The following is a 16,982-nucleotide window of genomic DNA, read 5'->3' as shown; positions in this document are numbered from 1 at the left end:
CGGGCCTCCCTCCCCACCCGGCGTCACCGTCTCCTCGCGGCCGGTGACCACCGAAACCTACAAGGTCGGCGCCGTCTTCCCGCGTCCGGCCCCGGCATTCGGCCGTCCACGGACGTTCCGGTGAACCGGCCGTCGGCCGCCTCCCGTTGTCATGAACGGGAGAGGTTCTGCTCCCGCCAGTCGACGGCGGCCGGGTGACGCGCCGCCGTCCAGGAGGATCGTGCCGCGGCCGACGGGCAGCCGTGCCGCGGCGGAGAGAGGGGAACGATGAGGAACACCGGACGGGCCAAGCGCGCTCTCGCCTTCGCCGGAGCCGCGCTGGCGCTGGCCTCGCTCACCGGGCTGACGACCGCCACCAGCGCCTCGGCCGCCGACGACTGGAACTGTTCGCGCAACCCGAGCGGCTGGGACCACATGGACTGGGGCAGCTGCCTGCTGCCCGGGGACTCGCTCTACTCCGCCAACGGCGCCTACCGGCTGACCTACCAGAGCGACGGCAACCTCGTGGAGTACGACAGCCGCGGCACCGCGCTGTGGGCCACCGGCACCACCGGTGGCGGCGCCGGCAAGGCGATCATGCAGTACGACGGCAACTTCGTCGTCTACGACACCTTCAAGAACCCCAAGTGGGCCTCCAACACCGCCTTCGGCTGCAACCCCAGCGCCAACTGGGTGCGGGTGCAGAACGACGCCAACATCGTCGTCTACCGCCCGCACGACAACACCAGCCCCTGGACGCCGGTCTGGTCCTCGCACAACGGCCGCGTCGGCACCTGCTGACACCCGCCGAACACCTGCCGGCCCAGAGCCCGGAGTCCAGTGCCCGGGGCCCCAGGCCTGAGCCCGAGGCCTGAGCCCCGGGCCTGAGCGCGCCCCCTGACCCCCAACCCCCGGGCGCGCGCCGGGCCCCGGGAAACCGCCCGCCCCGGGCAGGGCCTCAGCGCACGGCGAGGACGGTCTTGGCCGGGGCGCCGCGCCGCTCCAGCGCGCGGTGGACGTCGGCGGCCCGCTCCAGCGGCAGGACGGCCGGGGCGGGTTCGCGCAGCACGCCGCGGTGGCTGAGGCCGATGACGGCGCTCAGCGCGGTGGCCACGCGTTCGGGCACCAGGTGGGCCACGCCGCCGAGGCTGAGGCCGTGCAGCTGCCGGGTGCCGTGCCAGGCCGAGTCGGTGTCCACCGGGTGGGCCCGGCCGCTGGCGTTGCCCAGCACGACCAGCCGGCCGAAGGGCGCCAGCAGTTCCCAGGCGCGCCGGCTCGCCTCGCCGCCGACGGGGTCGATGACGACGTCGACCCCGCCGGCGGCCAGGCCCTCCAGGTCGGCGCCGCTCACCACGCGGGTCCACGGGCCGGCGGCCGACGGCTGCGGTACGCGGCCGAAGACCCCGGTGACGGAACGGGCCGGACGGGCGGCGGCGATGCACCCGGCGACGGAGCCCAGGCCGCCGCCGGCGCCCAGGACGAGCACGTCGTCGTCGATGCCCAGGCGGGCCAGGTCGTGCAGGGCGATCCACGCGGTGACGCCGTTGACCAGGACGGCGGCCGTGCGCGCCAGGTCCGCGTCCCAGGGCAGCGCGGCGGCCATGGTGGCGTGGGCGACGGCGACCTCGGCGTAACCGCCCGCGCGCGGGCCCCGGCCGAAGTCGTTGAGCAGGGCGGCCACCGGCCGGCCGGGCTCGAACCCGCTCACCCCGGGGCCCACCTCGCGCACGTGTCCGGTGACCTCGATCCCGGGGACGAACGGCGTCGGCAGCGCGAAGGCCCCCGAGCGGAACAGGGTGTCGACGAAGCCGACGCCCGCGTACGCGACGTCGATGCTCAACTCGCCCGGCCCGGGCGCCGGCTCCGGCACCTCGGCCACCCGCAGCGCCCCGGGCGGCCCGGGCTCCTCCACGACCACGGCACGCATCGCCGCTCCCTCCACGTCTCCTGACCGTCGGTGGCGAGGACCGCCCCCGATGCCCGCCGGTGGCGAGAACCGCCCCCGCCCGCCGCGGATTCCCTCCGCGGGGCAGCCCCCGCGCCCCCGGCCGGCCGCCCCCGGTCAGCCGCCCTCGGGGGCGCCGAGGGCGAGGGTGAAGCTGAAGCGGTCGCCCCGGTACAGGGTGCGCACCTGCTCCAGCGGCCGCCCCCGGGCGTCCCGGCTGCGCCGGTGCAGCAGCAGCATCGGCAGCGCCGGCGGGGTGCCGATCAGCAGCGCCTCGCGCGGGCTGGCCAGCACCGTCTCGATCCGCTCGTCCGCCGCGCCCAGGCGCACCCCGTGCTCGCGCAGGTAGCCGTAGAAGGAGCCCTCGGGGTCGAACTCCCGCGCCAGCGCGGGCACCCGGGCGACGGCCACGTACGTGGACTCCAGCCCGACGCGCTCCTCGTCCGCGCGCAGCACCCGCTCCAGGTGCCACAGCGGCTCGCCCTCGGGGACGTCCAGCAGGCGGGCCATCGCCGCGTCGGCGGGCAGCTCCTCCAGGGCGATCAGGGTACGGCCGGGGCGCAGGCCCTGACGGGAGACGCCCTCGGTGTAGCTGCTCAGGGACAGCGGCTGCTCGATCTTCGGGCCGGCGACCACCGTGCCCCGGCCCTGCCGGCGCAGCCGCCCCTCCAGCAGCAGTTCGCGCAGCGCCTGGCGGACGGTGGCCCGGGCGACGCCGTGGCGCTGCGCGAGGTCGGCCTCGGTGGGCAGCCGCCCGCCCGGGCCCAGCTCGGCGAGCAGCTCCTCCAGCCGGGCCTTGACCAGGTAGTACTTGGGCACCCGGCCGTGCTCGGGGACGCCGGCGCGGGCGGGTTCGGGGCCGGGGCGGGGGAGGGGGCGGTTCACCGCGCAAGCCTACCGAGCGCCCCGGGGGCCGCCCGGCCACCCCCCGAGGCCAAAGATCATGGAAGTGTAACGGGTCTGGTCTGAATTTCGGCGGTTGTTCATACAACAGTGCATTCGGCGAGCGGTCGTCCTCGCCCGGCTGGCCCATCCTCACTCCCGGTGCGACCGCACCGCACTGACGATCAGTTGGGAGACCTCCGTTGCGCACCTCCCGCCCCACCTCCTCCCGCCCCACCTCCACCCGCTCCGCCTCCTCCCGCTCCGCCGCCCTCGCCACCGCCACGGTCGCCGCCACCGTGGCCGCGCTGATCCCCCTGTCCGCCACCGCCTGGGCCACCGCCACTGCCCCCGCCCCCGCTGCCATCCCCGCCGCCGTGGCGGACGGCCCGTACCGGGGCCTGCCCAACGGCACCAAGCAGGCCAAGACCCTGGTCATCGGCATCGACGGCACCCGCTACGACAAGCTGCTCACCGCCGACGCCCCCAACCTCAAGGCCCTGATGGCCGGCGGCATGACCGCCACCAGCAACCTCTACGCCAACCCGCTGGCCCCCACCCTCTCCGGCCCGGGCTGGTCGACCATCGCCACCGGCGTGTGGCCCGACAAGCACCAGGTGAAGGACAACAACTTCACCGGCGCCCGCCTCGACCTCTACCCCGACTTCGCCACCCGCCTGGAGAACGCCGACCCGGCCACCTCCACCCTGGTGATCGGCTCCTGGAACCCCATCGCCGGCACCGTCTTCAACGGCCGCGCCGACGTGCGCCTCCAGGAGAGCGAGAACGACACCAAGACCGCCGCCGACGCCGTCGACTACCTCGCCCACGGCAACCCCGACGCCACCTTCCTGCACTTCGACCAGGTCGACGAGGCCGGCCACAACCACGGCGGCGCCAGCTCCGACTACCTGGCCGCCCTGCACTCCGCCGACACCCTGGTCGGCCAGGTCCTCCAGGCCGTCACCTCCCGCGCCACGTACGCCTCGGAGGACTGGCTGGTCATCGTCACCACCGACCACGGCCACACCGACGCCGGCGGCCACGGCGGCAACAGCGCCAACGAACGCCAGACCTTCCTGATCGCCGACGGCGCCGGCTACACCCCCGGCTCGCGCCGCTACGACGTCAAGCCGGTCGACATCGCCCCCACCGTCCTCAAGCACGAGGGCGCCGCCATCGACCCCGCCTGGAAGCTCGACGGCCGCCCCGTCGACGAGATCACCCCCGACGCCTTCGACGCGCTGCGCCCGAGCCTCCAGTCCCGCGCCGACGAGAGCGGCATCCCGGCCGCGGTGAAGGGCTGGACCCACACCCCGCCGGCCGGCTGGAGCATCGACAACTCCCGGATGCCCAGCGGCGGCGTCACCGAGTGGCGCGGCTGGACCTTCGCCACCGACGAGTTCTGGAGCGCCGCCGAGCTGGGTCAGTCCCGCGAGACCAACGTGCGCGCCCGCAACGTCTTCGCCGTCGCTGACTCCGACGAGTGGGACGACAAGGCACACGGCGCCGGCCAGTTCGACTCCACCCTGGTCAGCCCCGCCTACCCGGTGGCCGGCGCGAGGAGCGGCGTGCTGTCCTTCGCCACGAACTACAAGATCGACGGCCCGCAGACCGGTGACCTCTACGTGGTCTTCGACAACGGCGCCCCGCAGCCGGTGAAGTCCTACCGCAGCGACCTGAACACCGTCGAGAACCTGCCCGTCACCGTCCCGGCCGGCGCCACCACCGCCCGCTTCCAGTTCCGCTACACCGGCACCAACAGCGCCTTCTGGACCGTCGACCAGGTCGTCTTCACCGCCTCCTGACCCCGGCCGCGGGGCCCGGGCGGCCAGGCGGGCGGCCGGGCGGGCCGGGGAGGGGCCGGGCGGGCGGGGGAGGGGCGCCGGGCCCCGCTTCCGTCCGCCCGCCGCCCCGCCGTGGCCGGCCCCTTGCATTGCCCCGCGCATGCAACTATTGTTTCTGCATGTAAGGCGCGTCTGCACCGATTGTTCCGGTGTGGCCGCAACCCCCGGCGGGCCCCCTTCCCCGCGGCCGCCCGCCCGCTCCACAAAGGCACTGACATGTCCCTGAAGAACATCCTTCCCGGCAAGCTCGGCTTCGGCACCGCCCCGCTCGGCAACATGTTCCGCGCGATCCCCGACGCGGAGGCCGCCGCCACCGTCGAGGCCGCCTGGGACCAGGGCGTGCGCTACTACGACACCGCCCCCTTCTACGGCGCGGGCCTGTCCGAGTCCCGTCTCGGCGAGGTGCTGTCCACCAAGCCGCGTGACGAGTACGTGCTGTCCACCAAGGTCGGCCGCGTCATCCTCGACGAGGTGGAGGAGGGCGCCCGCGACCTCGGTGAGAAGGGCGGCCTGTTCGAGCACGGCAACCCGAACAAGATGCTCCACGTGTGGACCGCCGAGGCCACCGAACGCTCCATCGAGGACAGTCTCAAGCGCCTGGGCACCGACCGCCTGGACATCGTCTGGGTCCACGACATCGCGCAGGACTTCCACGGCGACCTGTGGGTGAGCAAGTTCGAGGAGGCCCGTACCGGCGCCTTCCGCGTCCTGTCCCGCCTGCGCGACGAGGGCGTCATCAAGGCCTGGGGCCTGGGCGTCAACAAGACCGAGCCGATCGAGATGACCCTCGCCCTGGACGAGCCGCGGCCCGACGGCTTCCTGCTGGCCGGCCGCTACACCCTGCTCGACCACGAGCACGCCCTCCAGCGCCTGCTGCCCCTCGCCCAGGAGCAGGACGTCGACATGGTCGTGGGCGGCCCCTACAGCTCCGGCATCCTGGCGGGCGGCACCCACTTCGAGTACCAGGAAGCCCCGCGGCACATCATCGAGCGCGTCACCCGGCTCAAGGGCCTGGCCGCGAAGCACGGCGTGAGCATCAAGGCCGCCGCCCTGCAGTTCTCCCTCGCCCACCCGGTGAGCGCGGCCGTCGTCGCCGGCGCCACCAAGCCCAGCCGCATCGCCGAGGACCAGGCGGCGCTCAACGAGAGCGTCCCCGCCGCGTTCTGGACCGAGCTGCGCGCCGCCGGCCTCGTCAGCCCGGCCGCCCCGCTGCCCAACGGCGCCTGAACCCCCACCCCACCCTCACCCTCAGCACAGCCCAGGAGAAACGATCATGGCCTCCACCTCCGTCAGCCGCGTCGTCCCCGCCACCCCCGAGAAGGTCTGGAGCCTCATCGGCGGCTTCGACGCCCTGCCCGACTGGCTGCCCTACATCCCCGAGAGCACCGCGTCCGAAGGCGGCCGCGTCCGCAGCCTGAAGAACCCCGAGGGCGAGGTCATCGTCGAGCGCCTCGTGGACTTCAACGAGACCGAGCGGCAGTACAGCTACGCCATCCTTCAGGCCCCCTTCCCGGTCGACGGCTACGTCTCCACCATCCGCGTCCACACCGTCCCCGGCCGCGCCGACGTCGCCGAGGTCCAGTGGTCCGGCCGCTTCAACCCGAAGGGCGCCACCGAGCAGGAGGCCGTCGACCTGTTCACCGCCATCTACGCCGACGGCCTCGACGCCCTGAACCAGGCCCTCGCGGGCTGACCGGGAGCGCCGCACACCGGCGGCGCGGCGGTCCGGACACCTGGGGGATCGGGTGTCCTGGCCGCCGCGCCGCCGGCGTCCGCGCGTGTCCGCTGCCGCGCGCTACACGCCCGGGGCCCCGGTGCCGGCGGCACTGTCCTCCTCCACGTGGCGCCGGAAGTCCTCCAGGTCGTCGATCACCCGGCGGTCGACGAAACCCAGCGCCTCCACGAGGTGCTCCCAGATCCCGTGGGGCTCCACCTCCAACTGGAGCATCACCCGGGTGGTCCGCTCGTCCACGGGGTGGAAGGTGACCACACCCCGGTGCCGCGCCGGCCCGGGACCGCTGTCCCACGCCACCCGATCGTGCTCCACCATCTCCGTCGTGACGGCCTCGAACTCCCTCGGCCCGGCGGGGGTCCGCAGGACCCACCGGGTGCCGGAACCCGACCGCTCGACACTGACCACCCCCCGCATGAACCGCGGGAACTCCTCGCAGCGCACCCAGCTCCCGTAGACCGCCCCGAGCGGCGCCGCCACCTCGACGGACTCCTCGATCCGGTGCATCGCACATCCCTCCGACGTCTCGTCACCAGCCGCCCGGGGGCGGTGTCCTGTGGTCCGCGCCTGCCCGCCGATCCGCCGGCCATGCATCCCCGCCCGCCCGCCGCCCGGCCCCGCCCCGGCGCCCCCCCGCCCTGCCACCCCGTCGTCCCGCCGTCCCCAACTCCCCGGCACAAACGGAAGGTTGGCCGTGCACATAGCCTGTTGCGCGCGCCCGGCCCGTCCCTATACTTCCGTTGCCCGCCGACCGGGACCCGGCCGTCCGGGCATCCGCTGCTGCGCCCGGCCAGGGCGGCCGGCCGCCCGTACGAGGGAGAACCGATCATGGTCAAGCACTACCTCAAGTACGCCTTCAGCACCCTCACCGCCGCCATGTTCCTGCACATGGTCTGATCCGTCCGACCCCGGCCGGGGCCGGGTGGCGCAACCGTCCGACCCTGGCCTGGGGAGAGTGCGCTTGTTCGCGACCGCGCTGAGCCAACTGCGCTACGCCGCATCAATTCTGACGAGCCGTCGGATAAGACCGGGCGACCTGGAACGCCTCGCCCGCGACCTCGTCGCCACCATCGCCGAGTTCGGCGAACCCGGTGAGGACTCCGCCCTGCTGCCCGGCCGCGCCGGCCACGTCGACCCGCGGGTGCGCCACGAGGTGGCCCGCCGCAGCCTGCGCGCCACCGCCCGTACCGCCGCCCGCCACACCGCCTACTACCGCCGCCGGTTCGCCGGCCTCGACCTCGACCCCGGCCGGCTCGAACCCGAGGACTGGCCGCGCCTGCCCGTCACCCCCAAACAGGACCTGCGTGCCCGGCCCGCCGACTTCGTCTCGGACACCGCCGCCCCCGCCCTGATGGCCCTCACCACCGGCACCAGCGGCACCCCCACCGTCGTCTGGTTCTCCCGCGCCGAACTCGAGTGCGCCATCGCCTTCAGCACCATCTCCGCCGTCCTCGGCCTCGGCCTGCGCCCCCGTCACACCGTCGCCTACGCCGGCTGCTCCCGCGCCACCGTGTCCCTGGTCAACGCCGAGGAATCGGCCACCCGCGCCGGCGCCGGATTCGTCCAGTTCGGCACCGTCACCCCCGCCGTGGCCATCGAGCGCCTCGCCGCCCCGCTCCACCTGCCCGGCAAGGACCCCAGAATCACCCACCTGACCACCTCCGCCTCCTACCTGGCCGCCCTCGTCCGGGAGGCCGAACACCACCGGCGGCGTCCGAGCGACTTCGGCCTCGCCTCGATCAGCGTCGGCGGTGAGGTCCTCTCCGCGCCCCTGCGCCGGCGCGCCGAGGAGGCGTTCGGCGCCACCGTCACCTCCGCCTACCTGATGACCGAGATCCTGCCCTCGGGCGCCACCCCCTGCGCGCGTGGCCATCTCCACCACACCCCCGAGTTCGGGCACCTCGAAGTCCTCGACCCACTCACCTGGCAGCCCACCGCGCCCGGCGCGATCGGCACCGTCGTCCACACCCCGTACGTGCCCTACCGCCACTGCACCCTGCTGCTGCGCTACGCCACCGGCGACCTCGTGCGCCTGCCCGCCGAGGCGCCCGGCTGCGAACTCGCCCACCTGCCGGCCACCTCCGAGATCCTCGGGCGCTGGAGCGGCCCGCTGAGCACCACCGTCACCACCCGCGAGATCCTCGACCTCCTCGAAGCCGACCCCGAGGTCCCGCTGCCCGCCCGCCACGCCCTCACCGAAGGCCCCGACGGCCCCGACGGACCGGCCCGCCTCCACCTGCTGGTCGAGCGCCTGCCCGCCACCGCCCTGCGCGGCCGCCTGGAGGAGCGCGCCCACGCCGCCGGCCTGCGCCTGTCCGACATCGTCCTGCACGAGGACCGCGCCGCCATGCCGCCGACCGCGCCCCTGCGCGCCGACCTGCGCGAACACGCCTTCGACACCCTCGACCCCACCCCCGGGAGGCGCTGAATGGCCGCCGCCGACCCCGCCGCGCTGAGCGCCCTCAGCGCCGCTGTCGCCGCCGAGACCGCCCTCGCCGCCTGGTACCTCGCCCGCATCCGGATGCCCCGGCCCCCGGTCGGCGTCTACACCGCCGGCGACGTCGCCGTCCTGTGCGCCGGCGTCGTCCTCGCCCCCCTCCTCTACACCGCGCTGCCCGGCGCGGTGGTCTGCGTCCTCTTCGGCCTCGTGTGCTGCCTCGCCCTCCAGTTCACCCTCGCGCCCCTGCTCGCCGCCGCCGGCCCGCGCGCCGCGCCCTGGTCCTGGGCCGCCGCCCTCACCGCCACCGCCGCCACCGCCCTCGCCGCCCTCACCGGACACCCCGGCGCCGCCCGGGCCAGCAGCGACCTGATGATCGCCGCCGCCGTCATCGGCGTCGCCAACCTCTGGACCCAGAGCGGCCTGCGCTCCACCCACACCGCCGCCCTCGCCGCCGTCCTCACCGTCTACGACCTGGCCGCCACCACCCTCACCGACACCACCGCCCGCTTCTTCGCCCAGGTCCAGGACCGCCCCTTCGCCCCCATGCTCGCCCTCACCGGCGGCCCGGCCCCCGTCGCCATCGGCCTCGGCGACCTCCTGCTCCTGACCCTCCACCCCCTGGTCGCCGCCAAGGCCCACGGCCGCACCGCCGCCGGGTTCGCCGCCCTGGCCGGCCTGCTGACCACCAGCGCCGTCAGCGCCTGCTTCGCCGCCGGCTGGCTCACCACCGGATTCCCGCTGCTCACCGCGCTCGGCCCGCTGATCGTCGCCCAGCACCTGTACTGGCGGCGCCGCTTCGGCGGGGAGCGGACCACCGCCCAGTGGCGCGCAGGCCACCGGCTCCCACCACCCGCCCGCCGCCACCCCACCCCCGCCGAGCCCGCGTCCGCCCGCCGGTCCTGACCCCGCCCACCGATCCCGCGCCGCCCCTCACCGACCCGGCATCAGACCAGGGCACACACGGCCCTGGCAGGAAAGACCCCACCACGCCTGCAAACACCGGACACCGGAAGAGGACGCCGAACCCACCGCACCCTGCGCCCAGGAGCCTCCTCCCTCGCCGAACTGCCCACGGACTCCGGCCGCAACGAAAGCGCCGTCTCCTCGCGCACCCCCAAGATCGACGCACGCGGCCCCGTCCCCAAGGAAGCCCGGGAACACGGCGGCTGACGTCCCTGTCCGCCCGGGGCACGCCGCTGCCCACGGGTGTCTCGCACCCGGTGGGGACGTCCTGCCACGGGAGGCCCTCGCCGCGCCCCTTCCTCCCCGGTCCCGCCTGGCCCGCCCGGCACCGGGGCGGCCACGTCCCCTGGGCATGCTTGTATGACTCACTGAAAAGGCACGCCCCGCGCCCGTGAGCGGCATGGAGTTGCTCCAACGTCCACTAGCCTTTCAAGCCAGGTCGACAGGCATGGAGGACTGGGTGTGTTCGTGACGACCGGGCAGGCCGCGACGGCGCTGGGGTGCTCGATCCCGACGGTGAAGAAGCTGATGGCCACCGGCGTGGTGCCGGGCGTGCGCGACACCGGCCGGCAGGTGTTCCCGCTGGCCGCTCTCCAGCAGTTGCAGGCCCGTCCCGCCGCCGACCTGGCCGCACTCGGTACACCGGAGGTGGCGGTGCTGCGCTCGGACGCCCCAGCCCGGGTCGACGAACCGGACCGCGACTGGATCGGCTTCGGCACCGGCCTGGACCAGGAACAGCTGCTGGCCGCCCTGTCGGGCTGGTGGCGGTGCGACCCGTCCCGGGTCGCGGCCGGCGTCGTGCTGCCGGTCACGGTGGCCGGTTTCGTCGTCGCGGTGCTGACCGGCCTGGCCGCGTGGGAGTCCGACGGCACGCCCGGTACCACGGGCCGGTACCGCTTCCCGAAGGCGCGCCTGGCCGGCTACCTGACCGACCTCACCGCCCCCGCCAACGCCGCCGGCCCCACCGGCCCCGAGGACACCCGCCTGGCCGGCCTGCTGCTCGGCACCCGCCTGCCCTCCGTCTCCGGCGGCCCGATCGCCTACGTCCCCACCCGCACCGCCGACCAGCCCGCCACCGAGGGGGAGCAGGCCTGATGGACCGCAAGACGTACACCGCCGAACTCGCCGCGCTGCGCGCGCTGCGCGCCGAGATCACGGCCGCGGAGAAGCAGGTCGCGGCCGCGCAGAAGGAACTGGACAAGCTCACCGCCCAGCGCGCGCGCCGGGTCGCCGGGCTCGCGGGGTACGAGGGCGCCCAGGCACCGGCCGTCGCGAAGGCCTCCGGGCTGTCGGTCGGCGACGTGGTGCGGATCGCCCCGCTGCTGGACCCGACCCCGCCCGCCGTCCGCACCGCCCAGGCCGCCCCCGCCCCTGCCCCTGCCCAGGATCCGTCCGCGTCGTCCGACGAACCCGCCGCCGCGCTCGCCCCGGCACTGCCCCGCCCGGTTGAGGCGGTCGAGCAGCCGGCCGAGCCCGCCGGCGAGAACCAGGCCACCGCCCCCGCCCCTGTCCAGACGCCGACTGCGCCGCCCGTGTCGCCCGCCGACCCCGCCGCGCCTCCCGCCCCCGCCGCACCGGTCGAGCAGCCTCCCACCGCCGACGACGACCAGGCCACCCCTGCCGAAACCCCCGCCTCCTCCGCGCCCCACCCGGCGGCCGTACCCGGCCCACGCGAGCTGCCCACCCTCCCCGAAGGCCCGGCCGGTGCCCGCTTCGAGGCCGTCACCACCGGTCTGGTCTCCAAACGCCCGAACTTCACCCAGCAGACCCGCGCCACCGTGTTCCTGGACGCCGCGACCGGTGACCTCGCCGTGCGCGACCGCACCGTGCGGCTCGACCTCGGCGCCCGCACCCCGGGCGAGATCCTGGACGCCGTCCTGCACGCCGCCCCCGGCACCGAGCGGATCTACATCACCGCCGGAGCCCCCTGGCACGACGGCGCCGAACGCTACTCCACCCTCAAGGACGCGGTCGCCGCCTGGCTCAACACGCCCTCGGAGCGGTGGACCACCGCCGTCGGCTCCGGCCGCGACAAACTCGCCGGCCACTTCGTCCACCAGCGCCAGCCCGTCGGCCGCTACGCCCCCGCCACCGCCCCGGACGGCGCCGGCACCGAGATCCGCTCCATGGGGGAGTGGTTCGACCCGGACGGCGCCGACGTCGTGACCTGCCGTCAGGCGTTCACGCTGCTGTGGCAGGCGCTGCGCCGCCACTGGGACGACGCCGTGCTGATGGGCTCCCCGAGCCAGACGGGCCGGGACCTGTGGTCACGCACCATCCCCACCACCGGGAAGTGGGCCGGGGGCTACCCGGTCCTCAGTGAGGAACTGCGCGGCCTGCTGCACGCCACCGGCGGACAGGGCCGCACCGAGCTGATCCTGCCCCCGCGGGTGCCCGAGCAGCTGCCGGCGCTGGTGGAGTACGACCGCACGTTCGCCTACGCCAAGCACCTGTGGAAGTCCCCGGTGGGTACCCCGCGCCGCATCACCGCGGCCGCGTTCGCCGCCATGACCGGGCAGGAGCAGGTGAAGGCGCTGATGTCCTGCTCCCACTGGAACATCCGGGTGACCGTCCCCGCCGGCTGGGACCACGCCGGCCTCCTCCCGGCCCCGGTGACCGGGGACCGCGCCTGGACCTACCCGGCCGAGCCCGGCGCCACGTTCACCACCTGGGCGGGCGGGGCGGAGGTCCACCTCGCCCTGTCCAACCACCTGATGCCGTGGAAGGTCGAGGTCCTCGGCGGCCTGCTCTTCGAGGACGGCAAGCCCCTCGACGAATGGGGCAAGCGCCTCAAGGCCGCCTGGGCCGACCTGACCAACCTCTCCAAGCTGCACGGCGACGAACGCCAGCGCACCGCGGCCTACCTCGCCTCCCGCGCGGTGCGCTCCGTACTGCTGTTCGGCCTGGGCGGCTTCGCCCAGCGCCCGCGCCTGGTCTCCGGCACCACCCCGATCGGCGAGGCGCTGCCGGCCGGGGTGGAGATCCTCGGCCAGGACGACCGGGTCGTCACCTGGCAGCGCCGGGCCGGCTTCTCCCGCGACCCGTACGCCCACCCCGAGTGGGCCGCCTACGTGTGGTCGGGGGCCCGCGCGGCGCTGCTGGACACGAAGTACCGCCAGGGCAAGGACGTCATCGCCTGCGCCGGCGCCCTGCACGCCAGGCCCGGCACCGTCGTGTACTTCGGCACCGACGGCATCGCCCTGACCGAGCGCCAGCCGTGGCCCTACCGCGGCGAGGTGGGCGACTACCTCCTCAAGGGCCACCTGACCGGCCCGGTCGAGCACCCGAGGAGCCAGGAGCAGTACCTCGAACTGCGGGCCCGGGGCCGCACCGAACTCGCCGCCGCCGAGAAGGGGACCGACCAGTGAGCCCGGCCGACCCGGACCACCCCAACGAAGCCGCCCGCCTGACCCAGCAGCTGATCGACCAGGGCTACACCAAACGCCAGATCGCCGGGATGCTCGGCCGCGACGCCTCCCTCGTCTCCCAGTTCTTCACCAAGGGCAAGGGAGCGGCGTTCGTGAACGCGCTGCGCCAGGTCGTGCGCGCGGTGCGCGGCGGCGAACGCGACGTCGAGGCGCTCGGCGCCGTCGCCCGGGAGAACATCGAGCGCCGCCGTACCCGGACCGGCCACAAGGCCCGCGTACGGGGCAAGGACGTCGTCGGCGCGCCCGGCGAGAGCATGGCCGCACGCGCGGGCCAACAGGCCATCCGCTCCGGCGCCGCCCACCTCGCCCCCGTCGTCCACGCCACCGGCCAGGCCGGTGGCCGGCTCGCCTTCACGGTGCGGATGCGCGCCGATCAGTTCACGATGCCGGCCGGCTCGACGCTGGACTCCCCGGGCCTGCGCCGCGGTTTCGTCCCCCGCGCGGACGGCACCGAGGAGCGCACCTACGGCAGTGCCTCCACCGGCGGCTTCGACGCCGCCCAGTGGTCCCGGCGCGTCGCCGACCACCACGGCGACGTCACCGAGGCCATGAAGGCCTGGCTGGTGGAGACCGGCCGCGCCGTCGAGGACGCCGACATCCGCTACCTCGAAGTCCGCGCCTGGGTCCCCGGGTCGTGAGCACACGGTCCTTCCGCCACTGCGAAGGAGTCAAGCCCTGATGACACAAGCATGGGACTGGTCGTCTCTGCGGACCCTGCACATGCCGGCCTCCCAGATCACCCAGTACCCGCGGTGGCTGGTGACCGGCAGCCCGAAGGAGCGCCACAAGGCCCATCGGGTCCTGCACTGCGAGGTCGCCAACCAGGGCTCGCTCTACACCGCCGCAGCACCGTGCGTCGACTTCATCGCCGAGTACGTCCGCGCGGGCGGGCGGCCGAGCCCTGCCGCGGTGAGCACGCTGGAGGCGATCCTCAACGCAAGAAGCCCCGGCTCCACGGTCCCCGTCGGCGGCAGAGCGGTCGACACCGCCGCGTACTGCCGGGCACGGATCCTGGACATCCTCCCCGAGCTCCTCCGCACCGCCGACGCGGCCGACATCGACCACTTCGAAGAGATCTGCTTCCTCATCCCCCAACTCGCCGACTCCGCTCCGCAGGTCCTCGACTTCCTGCGCCACCACGCCTGCGGGAACGAAGGCCCTGCCCGCGAACTCGCCCTCGACGCGCTGGAAGAGGCCGAGGAGGTCGCACGGGACGGCCACATGCCCTGACCTCGCACCGCCCGCACCACCGTCCGGCCCCGATCGAGTGGTCCCCGCACCACACCCAGCGGCCCAGCACCGGCAAGGAGAAGCACCGCCGTGGACACCACCACAGCCGCCACCGTCGGGACCGGCGTGCCGGCCGGGCCGCGCGCCCACACCCGGACCCAGCCCCGCACGCCGCTGCCGGCGCAGCCCGCCGTGACTGCCGCCGTGGTGAACCCACTGCCGCTGCACGGGTTCCAGAAGGACGCGGTGGCGGCCGCGGTACGCGAGGTGAAGAACGGCGGGCGCGCCACCGTCGTCGCGGCGACCGGCTCCGGCAAGACCCTCATCGCCGCCGGCTGCGCCCGGCGCCTGGCAGCGAAGGGCCGGGTGCTGGTGCTGGTGCCCACGATCGAGCTGCTGGAGCAGACCGCCGAGGCGTGGTCACTGAAGGGAGGCCGCCGGGGCCTGGCGGTGGCGGCGTGTTCGCGGGAGGAGGCGCTGGAGAGCGCGGAAGCCGGCACCCGGGTGCGGGCCCGGGTGACCACCCAGGCCCCGCGGATCGCCGACCTGCTCGCCTCGGCGAAGCCCTCCGAGCCGGTCACCGTGTACGCCACCTACGCCTCCCTGGAGCGGATCGTCCAGGCCCACCGCGATTTCGGCCTCCCGGCCTGGGACCTGGTGGTGGTCGACGAGGCGCACCGCACCGCCGGTTCGGAGGGCAAGGCGTGGGCGGCGGTCCACGACGACGCCCAGGTCCCCGCCGCGCGCCGGCTGTACTTCACCGCGACCCCGCGGATCGCGGACGACCGCCGCACGAAGGACGGCCTGGCCGACCTCACCGCCGACGCCGCCGGCGCCGGCGGAGCGGAGAAGCTGCCGGCACTGTGCTCGATGGACGACGAGAACACCTACGGCCCCACCGTGTTCACCTGGACCCTCGGCCAGGGCATCGAGCACGGCTACCTCGCCGACTACCGCGTCCTGGTCCCAGTGGTCACCGACGAGGACCTGCGCGACCTCCTCAACCTCCCCGCCGTCGCCGACCTGCGCTCCCAGCGCACCAACGAGGAACTCCTGCGCCTGGCCCTCCAGACCGCCGTGCTGCGCGCGATCGCCGACCTCGACCTGCGCCGCGTGATCACCTTCCACTCGCGCGTCACCGCCGCGCGGGAGTTCGCCGGCACCCTGCTGGAGACCGCGGACCTGCTGCCCGACGCGGAGCGCCCGGAGCGCATCTGGGCGAAGGCCGTGGCCGGCACCGACCGCCTGCGGGAGCGCCGGGCGGCGTTCGCGGAGTTCAAGGCCCACACCGGCGAGGACGGCGAGGAATGCGGCATCCTCGCCAACGCCCGCCTGCTGACGGAGGGCATCGACGTCGCCGCCGTCGACGCGATCTGCTTCGCCGACCCCAAGTCCTCGGTGATCGACATCGTCCAGGCCGTCGGGCGGGCGCTGCGCCAGTCCTACCGGCAGGGCAAGGTCTCCTGGGTGATCATCCCGGCCTACCTCCCGACGCCCGTGGCCGGCGACGACACCGCCACCGCCGACCCGGCCGAGGTCCGCGACGCCGGGGCGGCGGTGAAGGCCGGGGCCGACACCGAACTCGAAGCGTCGTCCTTCCGCACGATCTGGCGGGTCCTGCGGGCGCTGGCCGCGCACGACGCCCGGGTGGTCGGCCGGATCACCGAACTACGCACCCACCGCTCCCACACCACCGCGACCACCGCGACCTCCTCAGCCGAGGAGGGTGAGCAGCCGGCTGCGCCGGCCGAGTCACCGATCGCGTGGCTGCGGATCGACGCGAAGCACCACGCCGCACAGATCCTCCAGACCGTCAAGCTGCGGGCGTTCAACCCGCGGGCGGCCGAGTGGCAGCGCATGCACGCCGTCGCCGCCAGGTTCCACCTGGAACACGGCCACCTCGACCCCACCGACAAGACCAAGCACGGCGAGCTGATCTCCTGGCTGGACCGCCAGCGCCACCTCAACGTCCAGCACCTGCTCGACCCCGCCCGCGTCTCGGAGTTGGACGCGCTCGGCATGATCTGGTCCAAGCACGCCAACGCCTGGGAACGCGGCTACGCCTACGCCCGTGCCTGGGCCGCCCACCACGGCCACCTCGCGATCCCCGCCACCGCCAAGCTGGACGGCTACGCGGTGGGCGCGTGGATGCGCCGCCAGCGCAAGGCCGCGGGCCTCACCGGCGACCAGGTCGCCAAGCTCACCGCCCTGGACGAGCTGTGGCGCCTGGAGCCGGACTGGAATCGCTCCTACCGCCGTCTGCTCGCCTACCTCGCCGCCGGCGGCACCCTCACCGGCCCCGCCAACCGCACCGGCCTCGGCGACGACCCGGCCTTCCGCCCCGGCACCTGGCTGCGCAAGCAAGACAAGGCCCGCACCGACGGCAAGCTGACCGACCACCAGGCCGCACTCCTGGACGCCCTCACCCGGCACACCGAGACCGTCACCTCCTAATGCTGTTGTCAAGCCGCTGATGTGACTGGGAGGTCGCCTTGGTAGCACCGTCCGTCACGGATCAGAGCCCACAGGACGTTCA

General features: G+C 74.6%; 14 protein-coding genes. 11 read left to right on the top strand and 3 right to left on the bottom strand.

The features are described from left to right. Window positions 1-267: 267 nt before the first annotated feature. Window positions 268-780, top strand: a complete 513-nt coding sequence (locus ACZ55U_RS32670) for a hypothetical protein (protein WP_465532012.1) — start codon at window positions 268-270, stop codon at window positions 778-780. A 157-nt stretch (window positions 781-937) separates the two neighbouring features. Here the strand turns inward: ACZ55U_RS32670 and ACZ55U_RS32665 are convergent, their stop codons facing one another. Together ACZ55U_RS32665 and ACZ55U_RS32660 are read right to left on the bottom strand one after the other, a co-directional pair. Further along, window positions 938-1,906: a quinone oxidoreductase family protein gene (locus ACZ55U_RS32665; protein WP_465532010.1), complete on the bottom strand. Its 969-nt coding sequence runs from the start codon at window positions 1,904-1,906 to the stop codon at window positions 938-940. Window positions 1,907-2,041: 135 nt separating this feature from the next. Continuing rightward, complete coding sequence (locus tag ACZ55U_RS32660; RefSeq protein ID WP_465532008.1) at window positions 2,042-2,809, bottom strand: GntR family transcriptional regulator; 768 nt, start codon at window positions 2,807-2,809, stop codon at window positions 2,042-2,044. 200 nt (window positions 2,810-3,009) lie between these two features. Between ACZ55U_RS32660 and ACZ55U_RS32655 the strand changes: the two genes are divergently transcribed. The 3 genes from ACZ55U_RS32655 (at window position 3,010) to ACZ55U_RS32645 (ending at window position 6,346) form a co-directional block, all read left to right on the top strand. Further along, window positions 3,010-4,614: an alkaline phosphatase family protein gene (locus ACZ55U_RS32655; RefSeq protein ID WP_465532006.1), complete on the top strand. Its 1,605-nt coding sequence runs from the start codon at window positions 3,010-3,012 to the stop codon at window positions 4,612-4,614. Window positions 4,615-4,869: 255 nt separating this feature from the next. Beyond that, complete coding sequence (locus ACZ55U_RS32650) at window positions 4,870-5,880, top strand: aldo/keto reductase (protein ID WP_465532004.1); 1,011 nt, start codon at window positions 4,870-4,872, stop codon at window positions 5,878-5,880. Window positions 5,881-5,926: 46 nt separating this feature from the next. After that, window positions 5,927-6,346 (top strand): SRPBCC family protein, encoded by a 420-nt coding sequence (locus ACZ55U_RS32645; RefSeq protein WP_465532002.1) that lies wholly within the window; start codon window positions 5,927-5,929, stop codon window positions 6,344-6,346. Between the two features lie 102 nt (window positions 6,347-6,448). Here ACZ55U_RS32645 and ACZ55U_RS32640 read toward each other — a convergent pair whose 3' ends face one another. Beyond that, the gene (locus tag ACZ55U_RS32640; RefSeq protein WP_465532000.1) at window positions 6,449-6,892 is read right to left on the bottom strand and encodes an SRPBCC family protein; all 444 of its coding nucleotides are present in this window, start codon (window positions 6,890-6,892) and stop codon (window positions 6,449-6,451) included. Between the two features lie 454 nt (window positions 6,893-7,346). Here ACZ55U_RS32640 and ACZ55U_RS32635 point away from each other — a divergent pair, with 454 nt between their 5' ends. From ACZ55U_RS32635 to ACZ55U_RS32605, 7 genes are all read left to right on the top strand, one after another. Further along, complete coding sequence (locus ACZ55U_RS32635) at window positions 7,347-8,813, top strand: phenylacetate--CoA ligase family protein (RefSeq protein WP_465531998.1); 1,467 nt, start codon at window positions 7,347-7,349, stop codon at window positions 8,811-8,813. Beyond that, window positions 8,814-9,728, top strand: a complete 915-nt coding sequence (locus tag ACZ55U_RS32630; protein WP_465531996.1) for a hypothetical protein — start codon at window positions 8,814-8,816, stop codon at window positions 9,726-9,728. Between the two features lie 522 nt (window positions 9,729-10,250). Next, window positions 10,251-10,883 carry a helix-turn-helix domain-containing protein gene (locus tag ACZ55U_RS32625; RefSeq protein WP_465531994.1) on the top strand — a complete coding sequence of 211 codons (633 nt, stop codon included), beginning with the start codon at window positions 10,251-10,253 and terminating at the stop codon, window positions 10,881-10,883. Then, window positions 10,883-13,156 (top strand): hypothetical protein, encoded by a 2,274-nt coding sequence (locus ACZ55U_RS32620; RefSeq protein WP_465531992.1) that lies wholly within the window; start codon window positions 10,883-10,885, stop codon window positions 13,154-13,156. Before ACZ55U_RS32625 ends, ACZ55U_RS32620 begins: the two co-directional genes overlap by 1 nt. Next, window positions 13,153-13,854: a helix-turn-helix domain containing protein gene (locus ACZ55U_RS32615; protein ID WP_465531990.1), complete on the top strand. Its 702-nt coding sequence runs from the start codon at window positions 13,153-13,155 to the stop codon at window positions 13,852-13,854. Before ACZ55U_RS32620 ends, ACZ55U_RS32615 begins: the two co-directional genes overlap by 4 nt. A 40-nt stretch (window positions 13,855-13,894) precedes the next feature. Continuing rightward, window positions 13,895-14,446, top strand: coding sequence for a hypothetical protein (locus ACZ55U_RS32610; protein ID WP_465531988.1), 552 nt, complete (start codon window positions 13,895-13,897; stop codon window positions 14,444-14,446). A gap of 90 nt (window positions 14,447-14,536) precedes the next feature. Continuing rightward, entirely contained in the window at window positions 14,537-16,900 is a 2,364-nt protein-coding gene (locus tag ACZ55U_RS32605; protein WP_465531986.1) for a helicase associated domain-containing protein, read from the top strand. The last annotated feature ends 82 nt before the right edge of the window (window positions 16,901-16,982 follow it).

It is taken from the genome of Kitasatospora sp. NPDC034533, assembly GCF_055575155.1.
Note: the sequence above shows the minus strand (reverse complement) of the source record. Positions and strands in the feature narration are given on the sequence as shown.

Bases quoted from the DNA above. Each gene is read 5' to 3' on its own strand.
- ACZ55U_RS32670 (WP_465532012.1), top strand. From the start codon at position 268: ATGAGGAACACCGGACGGGCCAAGCGCGCTCTCGCCTTCGCCGGAGCC.
- ACZ55U_RS32665 (WP_465532010.1), bottom strand. From the start codon at position 1,906: ATGCGTGCCGTGGTCGTGGAGGAGCCCGGGCCGCCCGGGGCGCTGCGG.
- ACZ55U_RS32650 (WP_465532004.1), top strand. From the start codon at position 4,870: ATGTCCCTGAAGAACATCCTTCCCGGCAAGCTCGGCTTCGGCACCGCC.
- ACZ55U_RS32645 (WP_465532002.1), top strand. From the start codon at position 5,927: ATGGCCTCCACCTCCGTCAGCCGCGTCGTCCCCGCCACCCCCGAGAAG.
- ACZ55U_RS32640 (WP_465532000.1), bottom strand. From the start codon at position 6,892: ATGCACCGGATCGAGGAGTCCGTCGAGGTGGCGGCGCCGCTCGGGGCG.
- ACZ55U_RS32630 (WP_465531996.1), top strand. From the start codon at position 8,814: ATGGCCGCCGCCGACCCCGCCGCGCTGAGCGCCCTCAGCGCCGCTGTC.
- ACZ55U_RS32620 (WP_465531992.1), top strand. From the start codon at position 10,883: ATGGACCGCAAGACGTACACCGCCGAACTCGCCGCGCTGCGCGCGCTG.
- ACZ55U_RS32610 (WP_465531988.1), top strand. From the start codon at position 13,895: ATGACACAAGCATGGGACTGGTCGTCTCTGCGGACCCTGCACATGCCG.